The sequence below is a fragment of the Microvirga yunnanensis genome, assembly GCF_025460875.1.
Map to the genome: position 1 here is coordinate 1 of NZ_JAMXFI010000033.1, position 18502 is coordinate 18502.

The following is an 18502-nucleotide window of genomic DNA, read 5'->3' on the forward strand; positions in this document are numbered from 1 at the left end:
TGTGGAAGCTCGAGCCATTCTGCGCTACATGAGACCCCGCGTCTTTCAGAGACTCCCATGCCCGGCATCGACGAAAACCTTCCCTTCCTCCCTCTCCGCATCGCCGTGCTGACGGTCTCCGACACGCGCTCGCCGGAGGACGACAGGTCCGGCTCGACGCTCGCCGAGCGGCTCACGAAGGCCGGGCACAGGCTCGCCGACCGGGCCATCGTGCCGGACGACGTGGAGGCGATCCGCGGCAGGGTTCGGGGCTGGGTCGCCGATCCCGCGGTCGACGTGGTGATCACCACGACGGGCTTTACCGGCCGCGACGTGACCCCGGAGGCGATCGAGCCCCTGCTCGACAAGCGGATGGACGGTTTCTCGGCGGTCTTCCACCGCATCTCCTACGACAAGATCGGCACCTCGACGATCCAGTCGCGGGCGACGGCCGGCGTTGCCGGCACGACCTTCGTGTTCGTGCTGCCGGGCTCCCCCGGCGCCTGCAGGGACGCCTGGGACGGGATCCTGGCCCATCAGCTCGACTACCGCTACCGCCCCTGCAACTTCGTCGAGATCATGCCGCGGCTCGACGAGCATCTGAAGCGCGGAACGCCGAAAGCCTGAACGGGGCTCAGCCGAACACCGGATCGCGCTCGACGGTCGCGGCGAGACGCACGGGCATGCGCGCCCTAACCTCGTTCGCCAGCACCCGGCGATGCACCAGATCACCCGCCCGCACGGACGAGCGCCCGAACAGGCCTCGGAGCGCGTTCGCCAGGCCCGTGCGCTGACGCCGCATCCGGGCCAGACCCTGGTCGGGCCGGGACAGGACCACGAACCGGTCGAGCACCCGGATCCAGCCCTCCTGCGGGATGTCGCCGTCGTCGAGGCAGAGCAGCCAGTCGCGCCGCGCCGCCGCCGCTCCCTCGCGCCACGATCCTTTCGACGCCACCACCAGGGTGGCGCCGACCGCGTCGGCGACCGTCGCCAGGGTGTCGTCCGGCCGCTCCGCCAGGATGACGGCATCGCCGACGAGCCCGGCGGCCACGGCCGGAACGAGGGCGCTCAAGGTGGCGGCCAGAGCCTCGGGACCATGGGTCACGCGGACGAGAACGGTAATCATCCGAGGACTATAGCCCCGCCGGCCTCCACCGTCGCTAGGACATTTCTGCCGATGCGCACTTGCGTTTGTTCACTTTTTGTTCTTAAGCTTGGGCCTCCACCGACAGATTCGCACCGACCGATTCGTTCGAGGCCGCCATGAGCGTTCGCGCCAAAGATCCCGCCCGCGATGCCGCCGCGGCGGCGAGGCGGCGCATGGACGATCCGGCCTACCGGGTCGAGGTGGAGCGGCGCCGGGGCCGAGGCGCGTCCGCGAACCCGTCCGGCCGCTACGAGCCGGCGCAGCGCGAGGCCTTCGACGACGGCTGGGACATGGACGAGGAGCTTCCCGTCCTGCCGACCGAGGTGATCGTCGAGAAGCCGCGCACGATCGTCACCCGGAACGATTCGCCCGACATCCTGTTCGAGAAGTCGATCAACCCCTATCGCGGCTGCGAGCACGGCTGCGCCTATTGCTTCGCGCGGCCGACCCATGCTTTCCAGGGCCTGTCCTCGGGCCTCGACTTCGAGATCAAGATCTTCGCCAAGCCCAACGCGGCGGAGCTCCTGGAGAAGGAGCTGCGGGCCGCGAAATACGAGCCGGCCACGATCGCCCTCGGGTCCAACACGGACCCGTACCAGCCCGTGGAGCGGCGCTTCCGCATCACGCGCTCCATCCTCGAGGTGCTGGACCGGATGAACCATCCCGTCGGCATCGTGACGAAGTCGGGCCTCGTCACCCGGGACATCGACATCCTGAGCCGGATGGCCGAGCGGCAGCTCGTCAAGGTGGCGATCTCGGTCACGACCCTCGACCCGAGGCTCGCCCGCCGCATGGAGCCCCGTGCGGCCACGCCGGCCAAGCGCCTCGACACCATCCGCAGGCTCAGCGAGGCCGGCATCCCGGTCTCGGTCCTGGTGGCGCCCATCATCCCGGCGATCAACGATCACGAGATCGAGGCGATCCTGAAGGCCTGCGCCGAGGCCGGCGCCCAGGAGGCCGGCTACGTGCTCCTGCGCCTGCCGCACGACCTCAAGGACCTGATGCGCGACTGGCTGGCCGAGCATTACCCGGACAAGCTCAAGCACGTCTTCACGCTGCTGCAGGAGGCGCGCGGCGGCAAGGATTACGATGCCGCCTGGAGCACCCGCCAGTCCGGCATCGGCCCCTATGCCTGGATGCTCGGCCGGCGCTTCGAGACCACGGCCGAACGGCTCGGCCTGAACAAGCGGAACCTGCGCCTCCGCAAGGACCTGTTCGCCGTGCCGCCGGCGGAGACCGGGCAGCTGAGCCTGTTTTAGCGCGCCGTCTCGGATGAACCTGCCCCGTCATGGCCGGGCTCGTCCCGGCCATCCCGGTGCGTCGAAACGCTGCGCCTTCCCGGATCCGGGCCGTCGTCACGGGGGCGGTAATGCCGGCGTGGTGCGACTCTCCTGTCTGCGCGCCGGTGATGACAAGGCGGCCCGCTTGCCGCTTTCATCCCGTGCATGACCGCACCGATTCGCGCCTCCCGCCTCCCCGATCTCGGCCTCGACCGCGAGCGCGCCGCCCGCGCGCAGGGCTTCACCTGCATCGCCGGTCTCGACGAGGTCGGGCGCGGGCCGCTGGCCGGCCCGGTGGTGTCGGCCGCGGTGGTGCTCGACCTCGACCGCGTGCCGCAGGGCCTGGCCGATTCGAAAGCCCTGACGGCGGCAAGGCGCGAGGCGCTGTTCACCGAAATCCTCGCCACCTCCCACGTGGGAATCGCCTCGGTGTCGCATCGGGACATCGACAGCATCAACATTCGCCAGGCCTCGCTGCTCGCCATGTGCCGGGCGCTCGCGGCGCTGCCCTGCCGGCCCGACATGGCCTTCGTCGACGGCAACGATCCGCCGGCCCTGCCCTGCGCCACGGAAGCGGTCGTCAAGGGCGATTCGCGCATCGCCTCCATCGCGGCCGCGTCCATCGTGGCCAAGGTGGTCCGCGACCGCATGATGGCGCGGCTCGGGCTGGCTTACCCGGCCTACGGGTTTGCCAGCAATGCCGGCTACAGCACCAAGGCTCATCTCACGGTGATCGCCAGCGAGGGTCCCTGCCCGTTCCACCGCATGAGTTTTTCACCCCTGCGCCAAGGGTTACTGGATCTGTAACCTCCCTTAACGCTGATTAACGGAAAAACCCAATCTTTTCAGCATGTAGGCAAGTTTTGCCGATCCAAAATATTTGCATTTTCTCGGGTTTGGAAACCTCCTCTTTACCCTATCCCATCATGATCCGGAGTGTCAGTTGCGTAACCGGTGATCACCCATGGGTACCTTGCGTACCGGGGCTGCCGGCGCCGCCTCCCGGATCCATGTCTCGCGTACCGGGCGGTCTGCGCCGGCTCCTCGGACGGGGCGTCAAACGCCCCTCTCCGTTCTGCCGCCGTCTCTTCCTCTCAATGAGATCCTTCTCGGCGACTGCATCGCCAATCTCGAGAAGCTTCCCCCTGAGAGCGTGGACGTGGTCTTCGCGGATCCGCCTTACAATCTCCAGCTCGAACAGGCGCTGACGCGCCCCGACCAGAGCCTCGTCGACGCGGTCGACGACGACTGGGACAAGTTCGCGAGCTTTGCCGATTACGACGCGTTCACCCGCGCCTGGCTTCTCGCCGTGCGCCGCGTGATGAAGAAGAACGCGACACTCTGGGTCATCGGCTCCTACCACAACATCTTCCGCGTGGGCGCGGCGCTCCAGGACCTGAACTTCTGGATCCTCAACGACATCGTGTGGCGCAAGGCCAACCCGATGCCGAACTTCAAGGGCCGCCGCTTCACCAACGCGCACGAGACCATGATCTGGGCCTCGAAGAGCGCGGATTCGAAGGGCTATACGTTCCATTACGATGCGCTGAAAGCCGGCAACGAAGACGTGCAGATGCGCTCGGACTGGTTCATCCCCATCTGCACGGGCGACGAGCGCCTGAAGGATGCGCAGGGCCGCAAGGTCCATCCGACCCAGAAGCCCGAGGCCCTGCTCGCGCGGATCCTGCTCTCCTCGTCCAATCCTGGCGACGTGGTGCTCGATCCCTTCTTCGGCTCCGGCACGACGGGCGCGGTCGCCAAGATGCTGGGCCGCAGCTTCATCGGCCTGGAGCGGGATCCGACCTACGCCAAGGCGGCGCGCGCCCGGATCGACGGGGTCGAGCCGCTCTCCGACGTATCGATCGCAGCTGCGCCCGAAAAGCGCACCGAGGTGCGCGTGCCGTTCCTGTCGCTCGTCGAGGCGGGCCATGTGAAGCCGGGCGAGACCCTGGTGGACGAGCGGCGCCGCCACAAGGCGGTGGTGCGCGCCGACGGGACCGTGGCGCTCGGCGCCATCGTGGGCTCGATCCACAAGATCGGCGCCCTGACCCAAGGCTTCCCCTCCTGCAACGGCTGGACCTTCTGGCACGTGGAGCGGCAGGGCAAGCTCGTGTCGATCGACACGTTCCGGGCGAAGGTGCGCGCCGAATTGGCCGCTTGACCTTTGCGGCGATTTGGACTTTTCGAGAGGGCCAGCCCAAAGCTGGCCCTTTTCGTTTCCCGCACTAACCTTTCGTCACAGAGGCGTCATCTGATACCGCTAGCGCGGGGCAGGCCTTGCCAACCGAGAGGACTGTCCCGTGTCCACCAAGCGCATTCTCCTGTCCCTTCTTGCCGCCCTCGTGCCCGCCGTCGCGCAGGCCCAGGGGCTCTCCGGCAACCTCGTCCTCTACACGAGCCAGCCCAACACCGACGCGCAGCAGACCATCGACGCGTTCAAGGCCAGGAATCCGGGGGTCACCGTCACGTTCGTGCGCGACGGCACCCCGAAGATCCTCGCCAAGCTGAGCGCCGAATTCGAGGCCGGGCAGCCCCAGGCCGACGTGCTGCTCATCGCCGACAGCGTCACCATGGAGGGCCTCAAGAAGGAGGACCGCCTCCTGGCGCACGAGAAGGCCGACGTCTCGGCCTATCCGGCGGGCACGCACGACCCGCAGAAATTCTGGTTCGCCACCAAGCTGATCACCACGGGCATCGCCTACAACACGAAGGCGGCCTTCAGGCCGACCTCGTGGCAGGACCTCACCCGGCCGGAGGTCAAGGGCCAGCTCGTCATGCCGAGCCCGCTCACCTCGGGGGCGGCCCTCATCCACGCCGCGACCCTCACCGGCACCATGGACGGCGGCTGGAAATACTATGAGGCGCTCAAGGACAACGACGCCGTCGCGGGCGGCGGCAACGGCGACGTGCTCAAGCAGGTGGCCGGCGGCCAGAAGCTCTACGGCGTGATCGTCGACTACATGCCGATCCGCGAGAAGGCCAAGGGTGCACCGATCGAGTTCGTGTTCCCGAAGGAGGGCGTCTCCGCCGTGTCCGAGCCCGTCGCCATCCTCAAGACCACCAAGAACCCGGAGGCCGCCCGCGCCTTCGTGGACTTCCTGCTCTCGAAGGAGGGCCAGGACCTGGCGCTCAAGCAGGGCTACATCGCGGCTCATCCGGCCGTCGCGCTGCCGGCCGGCTATCCGGCCCGCGAGCAGATCAAGGTCATGAGCTTCGACGCCGCCAGGGCGCTCGCCGACGAGACCAAGAACAAGGCGGCCTTCGCCGACATCTTCGGACAGTGAGACGTCGCGCCCAAAGCAGGTCGTTCCTGGAGCGGGGAGGTTTCGGCCTCCTCGCTCTTGTCGCTTTGATCGTCGTCGCCTTCGACGTGCTGCCCGCCCTGCGGCTGCTGTGGGCCGCGCTCCTTCCCGGGGGCGTCCTCAACCCCGACGCCATGCTGGCGGCCCTGTCGAGCCGGTCGGCGGCGCGGGCCGCGCAGGCCTCGCTGGAAACGGCGCTGCTGTCGGGTTTCCTGGCCGTTCCGCTGGGCACCGCGATGGCGCTCGTCCTCGGCGTCACAGACGTCCGCCGGCGGCGCGTCGCGTCATTCCTGTTCGTCCTGTCGGTGATGATCTCGCCCCAGGTGATCGCCCTCGCCTTCCTGCATCTCGCCGGTCCGGCCTCGCCGATCCTGAACACCCTCGGCCTCGCGCCCGAGGCGGGCAGCGCCAATCCGATGATGGGACGCGGCGGCATCATCCTGGTGCTCGGCCTGCACCATGCTCCCCTCGTCTACGTGGTGATGAGCGCCGGGCTGAAGCGCATTCCGCTGGCGGTCGTCGAAGCGGCCCGCATCGACGGGGCGCGGCCGTTCCGGATCCTCACCGACCACGTGATGCCGCTGCTGCGCCCCCATCTCGCCGGCGCGGCCCTGCTCGCCTTCGTGGCGGGAATCGGCAATTTCGGCATTCCCGCGCTGCTCGGCGCGCCCGTGAACTATCTGACGCTTCCCGTCCTCATCTACCGGCGGCTGTCGAGCTTCGGCACCGACATGATCGGCGATGTGTCGGCGCTCGGCCTTCTCGTCGCGGCCATCGCGATCCTCGGCGTCGCCGCAAGCCAGGTCCTGATGCGCCGGGACGGCGTGCAGCTCGAGGACGATGCGCCCCTGAAGCCGTTCTGGGGCCTCGGCCGCAGGCGCGTCGCGCCGGAGATCTTCGTCGGCCTCGTCCTCGCCGTCACGCTGATCCTGCCGATCCTGTCCCTTATGGCCTCCGCGCTCGTGCCGTCCTACGGCATGGCGCTGTCGCCTGCGACGATCACCCTCGACAACTTCGTCGAGGTGCTGGCCCGTCAGGACGTGACGATCCGCGCCTTCACCAACTCGTTCCTCTATGCCGGCGGCGCAGCCGGCCTGCTCGCCGGGCTCGCGGTGCCCCTCGCCTACGGGCTGGTCCGCCTGATGGGGCGGGCCCGCCTCCTGGCCGTGTCCCTGCTCGAGATCGCCTACGTGCTGCCGGGCATCGTGCTCGCCATCGCGTGCATTCTCCTGTTCCTGAAGCCGCTGCCGCTCCTGGGGTTCTCGCTCTACGCGACCCCGTGGATCATCGTGTTCGCCTATCTCGCCCGCTTCCTCCCGGTGGCGCTCAAGCCCGTGTTGGCCGGCATGGTGCAGGTCGACGTCGCGCAGGAGGAGGCCGCCGCCATCGACGGCGCCCGCCTGGCGCAACGGCTCTTCGGCATCGTGCTCCCGTCCCTGCTGCCCGCGGCGGTCGCCGGCGGGCTGATGGCGTTCCTGCTCGCCTTCAGCGAGCTCACCGTCTCGGCCCTGCTCTGGTCGGCCGGAACGGAGACCATCGGGGTGGTGCTCTACAACCTCGAAGAGGCAGGCCTCGCGAGCCAGGCCTCCGCGGTCGCCGTCGTGATCGTGGCCGTGGTGACGGCCGCCATGCTCGTCCTCGATGCGCTGGGCCGCTACCTGCCGGCCGGAGCCCTGCCCTGGCAGAGCGCCATGGAGGACGAGGCGCGGACGAACCGCGAACCGGCTCGGGCGCCCGCCCGCCCGCCGGTCCTCGACCGGCTCGAGCCGAAGGCCGCGCTGAGCCCGTAACCTCCTCCTCCCCCTGGTCCACGTCAGGGCCGGGCTCGTCTCGGCCATGCGACCCGGACGAGAGCCTCGGACGTGAAAAGTGGACACCACTTTTGGGATTCATCCGAGGCTCCCTCTCTTGATTGGCGCATCGGATGAGGCGGACCCGGAGGGCCGCGCAAGCGACCCGAAGGGCCACGCTAGTGAAAACCGGGTCCACTTTTCGCTGACGCGGCCCTCTGGGTCCGTCCGATGCGCGAGCGCAGCGTTCGAAACGATCGGGATCACCGGCACCGGGCCGGTGATGACGGAGGAGGATGGGTCACACGAGGGCGCCACGGGCTCCCCGTCAAAACTGACGTGGTGCCGCGCGCTGCTGGCGGGCTGCGCGGGAACCGCCGCGTCGCGATGGTAGGGGCTGGTCCTCACGCCGGAACATTCCCCTATGCCGAACCCGGTTCAACCCTTTAGCATCCTGTCATGGCTTCTTCGTCTCTCGATCCCTTCCGCCTCGCCTTCACGGAACCGTCCTGGGACGACCTGCGGATCTTTCTCGCCGTGGTGGCTCATGGATCGATGAACAGCGCCGCGAAGGCACTGGGCCAGAGCCAGCCGACGATCGCGCGGCGCGTCAAGGTGCTGGAGGAGACGCTGGGCCTCTCCCTGTTCCAGCGCGGCCCGAACAACCTCGAGCTGACGGAAGCGGGTCAGGCGGTCCTCGAGGCCACCGCCCCCATGGGCGAGGCGGCGGCCGTGGTATCGCGCACCGCCGCCGCCTATAGGCCCGACCCGGACGCGCCAGTGCGGGTCACGGCCACCGCGTCGGTGACGCTGTTCCTCTCGCTCTATGCGGCGGAGCTGCACGAAGCCGCTTCTCCCGTGGAGATCGCCTATCTCCCGACCCGGCGCCGGCTCGATCTCGCGTCCGGCGAGGCCGATATCGGCCTGCGGATGCGCAACCTGCCGGAGGGCACGGACGATCTCGTGGCGCGCAAGATCGGGCAGATCGCCTTCGCCATGTATGCCCGCACGGAAAACCCCGCTTCCGTCATCGCGCCGCCGGAGGATCCGACTCTCTCGCGTCAGGCCGCCTATGTGGCCGAGTTCGCGCAGGGCCGCACCATCGCGGCCCGGATCGGCGACATGCCGATCCGCTACCAGGCCGCCAAGGCGGGCCTCGGCGCCGCCTTCCTCCCGTGCTGGCTCGGCGATTCGGACCCGGACCTGATCCAGATCACGAAGCCGGAGGGCGACCTGGTCGAGGACGTGTTCCTGGTCATGCACCGGCGCAGCCGCAGCCGCCCCAACGTGGCCCGGGTGGCGAATGCGCTGGCGGGCCTGTTCAAGCGGAACCAGAAGGCCCTGGTGGGCGGGTGACGTGCCTGCGTCAGAGAGGCGGAAGGCCGCAGGATGGCCGGGGCGGGGCCGGTCATGACCGGAAAGAAGAGCCCGGCCTCACGCCCCCTTCGCCGGCTTCCCGCTCTTCGTCTTCCCGGCCGGAATATCCCCCAGCGCGTGCGCCAGCACCTTCTTCATGGCGCCGGGCAGCGCCTCCTCGTGCAGTTGCAGGCGCGGGGTCCAGCGCATGTCCTCCGGGGCAGGCGTGCCCTTGGACACCTTGGCGAACATCACGGTCAACTCGAGGGGGAAATGGGTGAAGACGTGCCGGACAATGCCCGGCAGCCGCTGCCAGCGCGCCTCGATGGGCGCGTCGAGCACGGCCCGGGATGGCTCATAGTCGGGCATCCATTCGCTCGTGGGCGGCTCCGCCATGCCGCCGAGGAGCCCCTGCGGCGGGCGGGTGCGCAGCAGGATCGTGTCGTCGGCGCGCAGCACCACGAAGGCCGCCCCCTTGCGCAGCGGCCCGACCTCCTTCTTCTGCTTCTTCGGGAAGGCCTCCTGCAGGCCCTCCGCCCGGGCCCGGCAGGGCACCATCCAGGGGCAGAGCGCGCAGGCCGGGCGCTTGGGCGTGCAGATGGTGGCGCCGAGATCCATCACGGCCTGGGCGAAGTCGCCCGGCCGGTCCGCCGGCACCAGCGCTTCCGTGAGGGACCGAATCAGGGGCTTGGCCTTGGGCAGCGGCTCCTCGACCATGAAGACGCGGGACATCACCCGCTCCACGTTGCCGTCGACCGCGGCCGCCTTCTCGTCGAACGCGATGGCCGCGACCGCCGCCGCCGTATAGGCGCCGATGCCCGGAAGCTTCAGGAGCTCGGCCTCGGTGCCCGGAAAATGCCCGCCATGCTTGTCCATGACCGCCTTGGCGCAGGCATGGAGGTTGCGGGCGCGGGAATAATAGCCGAGGCCGGCCCAGGCCTGCATCACCGAATCGGCCGGCGCCTCGGCGAGAGCCTCGACGGTCGGGAATCGCTCAAGGAAGTTCAGATAGTAGGGACGGACCGCCGTCACGGTGGTCTGCTGCAGCATGATCTCGGACAGCCAGACCCGGTAGGGGTCGGCGGTCACGCCGGGCTTCGCGCGCCACGGCAGGTCGCGCCGGTGGCGGTCGTACCAGGCGAGAAGGTCCTGCGGGTCGGGCTTGGTCGCGCTCGCGGCGGGCGTTAACATGGGATTTGGAATAGCGTTCTACACGGAATATTCCAACGCGGCTTTTGGACATTCAACATGAGACGACCGAGGCGACATTGAGACGCCCAAGGCCTTTGGCCCGCCCCCTCGCCGAGTTTCTCGACGTCTGCCTGTCCCCCAGCCTGGCGGCGCAGGGCTTCGCCACGTCCGACATCATCATGGCCTGGCCGGACATCGTCGGCGAGCGCCTGTCCGCCTTCACCCAGCCGCTCAAGATCGAGTGGAAGCGCAAGGCCCCCCACGCCGACCCGGAGGCGCGGCCGGATCCGGCCACCCTCGTGATCCGGGTCGAGAGCGCCTTCGCGCTCGAGATGCAGCACCTCGCCCCCACGGTCATCGACCGGGTGAACACCCATTACGGCTGGCGCTGCATCGGCAAGCTGGTGCTGAAACAAGGGCCCGTGCGGCGGGTTGAGAAGAAGCGCCCCGTCGCCCGCCCCCTCACCTCCGCGGAGAGGGAGAAGGTGGACAGGGCCGTCGAGCCCATCCGGGAGGAATCCCTGAAGGCGGCGCTCGAGCGGCTGGGCCAGGCCATCGTCAGCTCCGGTTCACGCACGAAAGCGTGAGATGGCGGGCGCTTGCCACGAAGGCCAAGTCATTTTACCGCAAGTCATTCGTCCGCAGGACGAAATCTCTTCAGGAGCCTCCCCACGATGATCACCCGGCGTCAGACGCTTCAGCTTCTCGGAACCGCAGCCGCGACCGCCTATTTCGCCACGAGCCTTCCGGCTTTCGCCCAGAACGTGGCCGCCCAGGACCTGGCGGTCCAGGGGCCCCTGGGGGACGTGGCCCTGGGGCCGGACAACGCCAAGGTGACGATCATCGAGTACGCCTCGCTGACCTGCTCCCACTGCGCGAACTTCCACAAGACCACCTGGCCGGAGCTGAAGAAGCGCTACATCGACACCGGCAAGGTCCGCTTCGTCCTGCGCGAGTTCCCCCTGGATCCCCTCGCCACGGCGGGTTTCATGCTCGCCCGCTACGACGGCAACGACAAGTATTACCCGATCACGGACCTGCTGTTCGAGCAGCAGCGGAACTGGGCCTTCGTGGACAAGCCGCTCGACGCCCTGCGCGGGCTCATGCGACAGGCAGGTTTTTCACAGGAAAAATTTGACGCTTGCCTCAAGGACCAGAAACTATATGACGCAGTCAATGCGGTGAAGAACCGGGCTATGGAGCAGTTCAAAGTGGACTCCACGCCCACTTTCTTCATCAATGGTGAGCGCCATCCTGGAAGCCTGTCGATCGATGAGCTTGAGAAGATCATCAAGCCGATTCTCGGAGAATAAGCTCCATCGCCTGCCCCCCGCGGGGCGGGACGGAAAGGCGCGTCCATGAAGCTGACGCGCCTTCGCATTGCGGGCTTCAAGACCTTCGTCGAGCCCACCGACTTCCTCATCGAGCCCGGCCTGACCGGCGTCGTCGGGCCGAACGGCTGCGGCAAGTCCAACCTCGTCGAGGCCCTGCGCTGGGTCATGGGAGAGAACTCCCACAAGAACATGCGCGCGACGGGCATGGACGATGTCATCTTCTCCGGCTCCGGCGGCCGCCCGGCCCGCAACTGGGCCGAGGTGATGCTCACCATCGACAACGGCGAGCGCACCGCGCCCGCGGCCTTCAACGACACGGACCTTCTCGAAATCTCGCGCAAGATCGAGCGCGAGGAAGGCTCGACCTACCGGGTCAACGGCAAGGAAGTCCGCGCCCGCGACGTGCAGATCCTGTTCGCCGACGCGGCCACGGGCGCCCGGTCGCCGGCCCTCGTCCGCCAGGGCCAGATCAGCGAGATCATTTCGGCCAAGCCACAGGCCCGGCGCCGCATCCTGGAGGATGCCGCCGGCATCGCAGGCCTCCACGCCCGCCGGCACGAGGCGGAGCTGCGCCTCAAGGCCGCCGAGGACAACCTGGTCCGCGTCGAGGACGTGATCCGCGAGCTGGAAAGCCAGATCGAGAGCCTGAAGCGCCAGGGCCGCCAGGCCTCCCGGTACAAGAACCTCTCGGCCGAGATCCGGCGCCTGGAAGCCCTGATGTACGCCATCAGCTTCGCCGAGGCGCGGGAGCAGGCCGCCACCGCCGAGCGCCAGGTGGCCGAGGATCTCAAGGCGGTGGCCGACGCCACCGAGGAGCAGACCCGGGCGGCCACCGCCCAGGCGGTCGCGGCCCATGGCCTCCCGGCCCTGCGGCAGGCGGAAGCCGCCGCGGCCGCCGCCCTGCAGCGGCTGACCCATGCCCGCAACGAGCTCGAATCGGAGGAGCGCCGGTCCAAGGAGCGCGTGGTCGAGCTGGAGCGCCATATCGGCGACCTGAACCGGGACATCGCCCGCGAGGCGGCGCAGCGCGGCGACGCGGAGGCCACGATCGAGCGCCTTCAGTCGGAAGCCGCCGAGATCTCGCTCACCACCGATGGGGCGGACGATGCCCGCGCCGAGGCCGAGGAGCGCCTCCAGGGCGCCGAAGCCGAGCTGGCGGAAGCCGAATCCGCCCTGAGCGCTCTTCAGGCCCAGACCTCCGACCTGAACGCCCGCCGGGCCGCCCTGGAGCGCGCCGTGCGCGAGGAGCTGGAGCGCGCCGCCCGTTTCCGATCCGAGAAGGAGCGGCTCGAGCGCGAGATCGCGGCGCTCTCCGCCCCGTCCGACGAAGGCCCCTCCCTGGACGACCTGCGCGAGGACATGGCGATCGCCGAGGACACCGCCCAGGGCGCCGAAGAGGCGGTGATCGGCGCACGCGAGACCCTGTCGGACGCCCGCGAGGCCGAGAGCCGCCTGCGCCAGCCCCTCAACGAGGCCGAGCGCAAGGCGCAGCGCCTCGAGACCGAGGCGCGCACCCTCGCCAAGCTGGTAACCTCCGCGACCGGCGACCTCTGGCCCCCGGCCGTCGACCAGATCACGGTCCAGAAGGGCTACGAGACGGCCCTGGGCGCAGCCCTGGGTGACGATCTCGAAGCCTCGGTCAATCCGTCCGCCCCGCACCACTGGGCCGAGACCCACGCCGGCGAGGACGATCCGGCCCTGCCGGACGGCGTCCGCTCCCTGGCGGACCTCGCCCGGGCGCCCGCGGCCCTGCAGCGCCGCCTGCGCCAGATCGGCGTGGTGAGCAAGGAGGACGGCCTGCGCCTGCGCGGCCTGCTGAAGCCCGGCCAGCGCCTTGTCACGCAGGCAGGCGATCTGTGGCGCTGGGACGGGTTCACGGCCGCCGCCGAGGCGCCCTCCCCGGCGGCCCGCCGCCTGGCGGAGAAGAACCGCCTCGGGGATCTGGAGCGCGAGGCCGCCGAGGCCCGCGAGCAGGCCGAGCACCTGCGCCACGAGGCGGAGGCGGCCCAGGACGCGGTCCGCCGGGCGGCCTCTCATGAGACGCAGGCCATCGAGGCCGCCCGCCAGGCCCGGCAGGCGCTCGATGCCGCCCGCGCGCGCCTCGCCGCCGCCGAGCGCAAGGAGGCCGAGCTCGGCCAGCGCCGCTCGGCCCTGCAGGAAGGCCTCGCCCGCCTGTCCGAGAGCGAGGCGGAGGCCCTGGAGCGCGTGCAGGACGCCGAGAGCGCCCTGCAGGACCTCGCCCCGGCGCCGGATCTGGAAAGCCGCCTGCTCGAGGAGCGCACCCGCGTGGCCGAGCGCCGGGCGGCCGCCTCCGGGGCCCGGGCCGCCCTGCAATCCCTCATGCACGAAGCCGAACTGCGCCGCCGGCGGCAGGAGGCGATCGCGGCCGACATCCGCCTCTGGACCGAGCGGGCGGGACGCGCCGCCAAGGCGTTCGAGGATCTGGGCGAGCGCCTCGAGCGCGCGCAGGACGAGCACCAGCGCCTGCTGGGGGCCCCCGACACCTACCTGCAGCGCCGCCGCGCCCTCATGGCCGAGGTGGAAGAAGCCGAGGCCAAGCGCAAGGAAGCGGCCGACCATCTGGCCGATGCCGAGACGGGCCTGGCCGAGTCGGATCGCGCGGCCCGCGCGGCCCTCGAAGCCTTGTCGGCGGCCCGCGAATCCCGCGCCGGATCCCAGGCCCGCCACGAGGCCGCGGTGGCCCGCCTGGCGGAGATCACCCGCGCCATCGCGGAGAACCTGGAGACGACGCCGGCCGGGCTCATCGAGCTCGCCGGCCTGAAGGAAGCGACCGACCTGCCCTCCCACGGCGAGATCGAATCGAAGCTGCACTCCCTCAAGAACGACCGGGAGCGCCTCGGCGCCGTCAACCTGCGCGCCGACGAGGAGCTCAGCGAGCTCGAGACCAAGTACAACGGCATCGCGGGCGAGCGCGACGATCTCGTCGAGGCCATCAAGCGCCTGCGCCAGGCCATCGGCAGCCTCAACCGCGAGGGCCGCGAGCGCCTGCTTGCCGCCTTCGACGTGGTGAACAACCATTTCAAGCGCCTGTTCGCCACCCTGTTCGGCGGCGGCACGGCGGAGCTGACCCTGGTCGATTCGGACGATCCGCTGGAAGCCGGCCTCGAGATCCTCGCCCGCCCGCCCGGCAAGAAGCCCCAGAGCATGACCCTGCTGTCCGGCGGCGAGCAGGCCCTGACGGCGACCGCGCTGATCTTCGCCGTGTTCCTCACGAATCCCTCGCCGATCTGCGTGCTCGACGAGGTGGACGCGCCCCTCGACGACGCCAATGTGGAGCGCTACTGCGCCCTCCTGGAGGACATGGCGCGCCAGACCGAGACCCGCTTCGTGGTCATCACCCACAACCCGATCACCATGGCCCGGATGGACCGTCTCTTCGGCGTCACCATGGCCGAACGGGGCGTCTCGCAGCTCGTCTCCGTGGACCTGCAGAGCGCGGAGCGCATTCTTGAGGTAGCCTAAGGCTTTCAGCCCTGCCTTGCTTCAGCCTCAAAAACATGTGCGCTTTCGGCCCGAGGGCACCTGAAAACACGGTTAATTCAATCAAATCAGACACTTGGATGTTTTCAGACGGTTCTTGACAGGGGGGACCCCCGCTCATATGGTGCGCCCGGCTTTCGGGGCTGGGCTTCCAAGCATTTTCCCGCAACGCTTCAAAGGAGATCGCAATGGCGGACCCTCACGAGCGGAACGGCGAGAATGAGCGGAAACCGGGCAGCGCCGACGAGGCCGACCTGTCAGCGAGACTGAAGTCTCTCGACGCACGGATCTCCCAAGCATCCGCGCAGCGAGCCGAGTCAGAGCCTCGCGCCCGTCCGACGTCAGATTCCCGCGCTCTCGGCCAAGCCTTCAGGCTCTCGGCCGAATTCGTTGCAGGAGTGGCGGCCGGCGGAATCCTGGGTTGGATCGTCGACCGCGTGTTCGGGACGTCCCCTTGGGGTCTGATCGTTTGTCTGATACTCGGCTTCTGCGCCGGGATGCTCAACCTGTTGCGAGCGGCCGGGATGGTCAAGTCCGCCCGGTATGACGACAAGCGGTGACGGACTTAGACTTTCGAGCGCCGAACGGCATTTGATAACATCGAACTTTGAGAGCGGATCATGGCGAGCCCGATCGAACAATTCCAGATCAAGCCCATCATTCCGGTCATCAACTTCACCAATTCGTCCCTGTTCATGATCGGCGCCGCCGCCGTGATCGTGGGCGGCCTGCTGTTCGCGACCCGCAAGCGCGCGGTCGTCCCGGGCCGCGCCCAGTCGGTCGCCGAGGTCCTGCACGATTTCGTCGCGAACACGCTGGTCGACGCGACGGGCAAGGAGGGGATGAAGTTCTTCCCCCTCGTGTTCTCGCTGTTCATGTTCGTGCTGACGGCCAATCTGCTCGGCATGATCCCGGGCTTCTTCACGGTCACCAGCCACATCATCGTCACCTTCGCCCTGGCCCTGCTCGTCATCGGCACGGTGGTGATCTACGGCTTCATGAAGCACGGCACCCACTTCCTCGGCCTCTTCGTCCCGTCGGGCGTGCCGGCCTGGCTCCTGCCCTTCATCGTGGTGATCGAGCTCATCTCGTTCCTGTCCCGGCCGATCTCGCTGTCCTTGCGTCTCTTCGCGAACATGCTCGCGGGACACATCGCGCTGAAGGTGTTCGCAGGCTTCGTGGTGGCGCTGCTCGGCGCCGGCGGTGCCCTGACGATCCTCGCTCCGCTGCCGCTCCTCATGGCGGTTGCCCTCATGGCGCTCGAGTTCCTCGTCGCCGCTCTGCAGGCCTACGTCTTCACGGTGTTGACCTGCATCTACCTCAACGACGCGCTGCACCCGGGCCACTAGGTCTGCGCCGAGTTACCCCTTCCCTCCCGATCACGGTATTCCCAAGGAGATCACAATGGATCCGGTTGCTTTCAAGTTCCTCGGCGCAGGCCTCGCCTGCATCGGCATGGGCCTCGCCGCCATGGGCGTCGGCAACATCTTCGGCAACTTCCTGTCCGGCGCTCTGCGCAACCCGTCGGCCGCCGACGGCCAGTTCGCCCGCGCGTTCATCGGCGCGGCGCTCGCGGAAGGTCTCGGCATCTTCTGCCTCGTCGTCGCTCTCGTTCTGCTCTTCACCTAATCTCACAACGGTGATCGGGAGGTCGAGGCGTGCGAACGCTTCGCCTCGACAGGAGTGACGGCGGATCGAACCGCCGTCATTCATGTTTGTAGGATTCTTTATCCGTTAGGATCTGCTCCATGGCTCAGGCTCAGACGAACCACGCCACAACAGAGGCCCCCGGCGGCGCTCACGAGGACATCGGCTTTCCGCCCTTCGAGACGGAGACCTATGCCGGTCAGCTCCTGTGGCTCGCCATCACCTTCGTGGTGCTCTACACCCTGCTCTCACGGCTGGTCCTCCCTCGCCTGGGCGGAATCATCGAGAACCGCCGCGCGATGATCGCCACCGATCTCGACGACGCGGCCGCCATGAAATCCCGCGCGGAAGAGGCCGGCAGCGCCTACGAGAAGGCCCTCGCCGAAGCCAAGGGCCGCGCCCAGGCGCTTGCCCAGGAAACCCGCTCCAAGCTCGCGGCCGAGAGCGACGCCAAGCGCAAGGCGCTCGAAGCCGACCTGAACCAGCGCCTGGCCGAGTCCGAGGCCACCATCACGGCCAAGAAGGCGGAAGCCATGAGCCACGTGGACGCCATCGCCCGCGACACGGCCTCGGCCATTATCGAGCGCCTCACCGGCAAGGCTCCGGCCCCGCAGAAGGTCGAAGCCGCTCTCAACCAGATCAAGGCCTGATCGGGAGGTCCGCATGTTACATAGCGCTGAATTCTGGGTTGCGGTCGCCTTCGTCATCTTCTGGGGCATCCTGTTCTACAAGGGCGTCCCGGGGAACGTGCTGAACCAGCTCGATTCCCGCGGCAAGCGCATCGCCGGTGAGCTGGCCGAGGCCAAGCGCCTGCGCCAGGACGCCGAGCGGCTCCTGAAGGAGTACGAGTCCAAGCGCGCCGCCGCCGAGCGCGAGGCCGCCGACATCGTGTCCACCGCCCGCGACGAGGCCGAGCGCCTCGCCCGCGAGGCCCAGGAGAAGATGGCCGACTTCGTGAAGCGCCGCACGGCCACCGCCGAAGCGAAGATCGCCCAGGCCGAGGCTCAGGCCTCCGCCGAGGTGCGCGCGGCCGCCGTGGACGCCGCCATCCGGGCCTCCGAGCGCGTCCTGCGCGACGAGATCACCGGCCCCACCGCGGCCTCGCTCGTGACGGCCGGCCTCAGCGACGTGCGCTCGAAGCTGCAGTAAGGCCTCCGTCCGGACCCGAAACGTCGAAGGCCGCCCCTCGAGGCGGCCTTTTTGCTTGGAGAACGTCATGCTGCTGATCTTCGACTGCGACGGCGTCCTGGTCGATTCGGAGCCCTTGAGCTGCCGGATCGACGCGGAGATCCTGACGGAATGCGGCGTGCCCTACACGGCCGAGGATGTGGCCCGTGACTTCACCGGGGTCAGCATCAAGGACCAGATCGCGCGCATCGAATCGGAACGCGGCGTCAGGCTCCCTGACGATTTCACGGAGCGGCTCAACCGCACCCTGTTCCAGCGCTTCGAGGCCGAGCTGAAGCCCATCGCGGGCGTGCGCGACGCCATCCTGTCCCTGCCCCTCCCCCGCTGCGTCGCCTCCTCGTCGATCCCGGAGCGAATCGCCCTGTCGCTGCGCGTGACCGGCCTGGCGGACCTGTTCGACCACGTCTTCAGCTCGACCCAGGTCGCGCGCGGAAAGCCGGCGCCGGACCTGTTCCTCCATGCGGCCGCGCAGATGAACGCCCGTCCGGAAGACTGCCTGGTGGTCGAGGATTCCGTCGCGGGCGTGCAGGCGGCGATCGCCGCCGGGATGCGCGTCATCGGCTTTGCCGGCGGGGGCCATTGCGGGCCCGACCATGCGGAGAAGCTGCGGCGGGCGGGAGCGCCCGTCGTGATCGACCGGATGGCCGAACTGCCGGAAACCGTCCGAGGTTCCGTGTAAAGGCGGCAGCGACAGAAACGTCGGGCCGTGCAGGCGAGGATCCACCCCGCGTCATCACCCGGCGCGGCCCGGGGGTTACGCGGCCGGGGGGGGGCGCGCGCGTACGCT

General features: G+C 68.8%; 18 protein-coding genes. 16 read left to right on the forward strand and 2 right to left on the reverse strand.

The features are described from left to right. The first annotated feature begins 57 nt into the window (after positions 1 to 57). Positions 58 to 606, forward strand: coding sequence for a molybdenum cofactor biosynthesis protein B (moaB, locus tag NF876_RS17400; protein WP_262270044.1), 549 nt, complete (start codon positions 58 to 60; stop codon positions 604 to 606). Positions 607 to 613: 7 nt separating this feature from the next. On the opposite strand, the gene NF876_RS17405 is transcribed toward moaB, so the two are convergent. Then, positions 614 to 1105 carry a hypothetical protein gene (locus NF876_RS17405; RefSeq protein WP_262270045.1) on the reverse strand — a complete coding sequence of 164 codons (492 nt, stop codon included), beginning with the start codon at positions 1103 to 1105 and terminating at the stop codon, positions 614 to 616. Between the two features lie 137 nt (positions 1106 to 1242). On the opposite strand from NF876_RS17405, the gene NF876_RS17410 reads away from it, so the two are divergent. The 6 genes from NF876_RS17410 (at position 1243) to NF876_RS17435 (ending at position 8854) form a co-directional block, all read left to right on the forward strand. After that, positions 1243 to 2385, forward strand: a complete 1143-nt coding sequence (locus tag NF876_RS17410; protein ID WP_373696682.1) for a PA0069 family radical SAM protein — start codon at positions 1243 to 1245, stop codon at positions 2383 to 2385. A gap of 186 nt (positions 2386 to 2571) precedes the next feature. Next, positions 2572 to 3213, forward strand: a complete 642-nt coding sequence (rnhB, locus tag NF876_RS17415; RefSeq protein WP_262270046.1) for a ribonuclease HII — start codon at positions 2572 to 2574, stop codon at positions 3211 to 3213. 157 nt (positions 3214 to 3370) lie between these two features. After that, positions 3371 to 4567 carry a site-specific DNA-methyltransferase gene (locus NF876_RS17420; RefSeq protein ID WP_262270047.1) on the forward strand — a complete coding sequence of 399 codons (1197 nt, stop codon included), beginning with the start codon at positions 3371 to 3373 and terminating at the stop codon, positions 4565 to 4567. A gap of 139 nt (positions 4568 to 4706) precedes the next feature. Beyond that, positions 4707 to 5690: an ABC transporter substrate-binding protein gene (locus NF876_RS17425; protein WP_373696683.1), complete on the forward strand. Its 984-nt coding sequence runs from the start codon at positions 4707 to 4709 to the stop codon at positions 5688 to 5690. Beyond that, positions 5687 to 7498 carry an ABC transporter permease gene (locus tag NF876_RS17430; RefSeq protein ID WP_262270048.1) on the forward strand — a complete coding sequence of 604 codons (1812 nt, stop codon included), beginning with the start codon at positions 5687 to 5689 and terminating at the stop codon, positions 7496 to 7498. The genes NF876_RS17425 and NF876_RS17430 overlap by 4 nt, the downstream gene beginning before the upstream one ends. Before the next feature lie 459 nt (positions 7499 to 7957). Continuing rightward, positions 7958 to 8854, forward strand: a complete 897-nt coding sequence (locus NF876_RS17435) for a LysR family transcriptional regulator (RefSeq protein WP_262270049.1) — start codon at positions 7958 to 7960, stop codon at positions 8852 to 8854. 78 nt (positions 8855 to 8932) lie between these two features. Here NF876_RS17435 and mutY read toward each other — a convergent pair whose 3' ends face one another. Continuing rightward, positions 8933 to 10045 carry an A/G-specific adenine glycosylase gene (gene mutY / locus NF876_RS17440; protein WP_262270050.1) on the reverse strand — a complete coding sequence of 371 codons (1113 nt, stop codon included), beginning with the start codon at positions 10043 to 10045 and terminating at the stop codon, positions 8933 to 8935. A 95-nt stretch (positions 10046 to 10140) separates the two neighbouring features. Between mutY and NF876_RS17445 the strand changes: the two genes are divergently transcribed. From NF876_RS17445 to NF876_RS17485, 9 genes are all read left to right on the forward strand, one after another. Further along, positions 10141 to 10632: a DUF721 domain-containing protein gene (locus NF876_RS17445; protein ID WP_262270051.1), complete on the forward strand. Its 492-nt coding sequence runs from the start codon at positions 10141 to 10143 to the stop codon at positions 10630 to 10632. Between the two features lie 87 nt (positions 10633 to 10719). Continuing rightward, the gene (locus NF876_RS17450) at positions 10720 to 11358 is read left to right on the forward strand and encodes a DsbA family protein (RefSeq protein ID WP_262270052.1); all 639 of its coding nucleotides are present in this window, start codon (positions 10720 to 10722) and stop codon (positions 11356 to 11358) included. A 45-nt stretch (positions 11359 to 11403) separates the two neighbouring features. After that, entirely contained in the window at positions 11404 to 14862 is a 3459-nt protein-coding gene (gene smc, locus NF876_RS17455) for a chromosome segregation protein SMC (protein ID WP_262270053.1), read from the forward strand. A gap of 206 nt (positions 14863 to 15068) precedes the next feature. Then, on the forward strand, positions 15069 to 15440 hold the full coding sequence (locus NF876_RS17460) for an AtpZ/AtpI family protein (protein ID WP_262270054.1): 372 nt from the start codon (positions 15069 to 15071) through the stop codon (positions 15438 to 15440). A 60-nt stretch (positions 15441 to 15500) separates the two neighbouring features. After that, a complete protein-coding gene (locus NF876_RS17465; RefSeq protein ID WP_173946093.1) occupies positions 15501 to 16229 on the forward strand; it encodes a F0F1 ATP synthase subunit A in 729 nt (242 codons plus the stop codon). 55 nt (positions 16230 to 16284) lie between these two features. After that, entirely contained in the window at positions 16285 to 16509 is a 225-nt protein-coding gene (locus NF876_RS17470) for a F0F1 ATP synthase subunit C (RefSeq protein WP_009764739.1), read from the forward strand. A gap of 119 nt (positions 16510 to 16628) precedes the next feature. Next, a complete protein-coding gene (locus NF876_RS17475; protein WP_262270055.1) occupies positions 16629 to 17177 on the forward strand; it encodes a F0F1 ATP synthase subunit B family protein in 549 nt (182 codons plus the stop codon). Positions 17178 to 17190: 13 nt separating this feature from the next. Next, a complete protein-coding gene (locus tag NF876_RS17480; RefSeq protein ID WP_262270056.1) occupies positions 17191 to 17676 on the forward strand; it encodes a F0F1 ATP synthase subunit B family protein in 486 nt (161 codons plus the stop codon). A gap of 67 nt (positions 17677 to 17743) precedes the next feature. Next, the gene (locus tag NF876_RS17485; protein WP_262270057.1) at positions 17744 to 18394 is read left to right on the forward strand and encodes an HAD family hydrolase; all 651 of its coding nucleotides are present in this window, start codon (positions 17744 to 17746) and stop codon (positions 18392 to 18394) included. Positions 18395 to 18502: the final 108 nt, after the last annotated feature.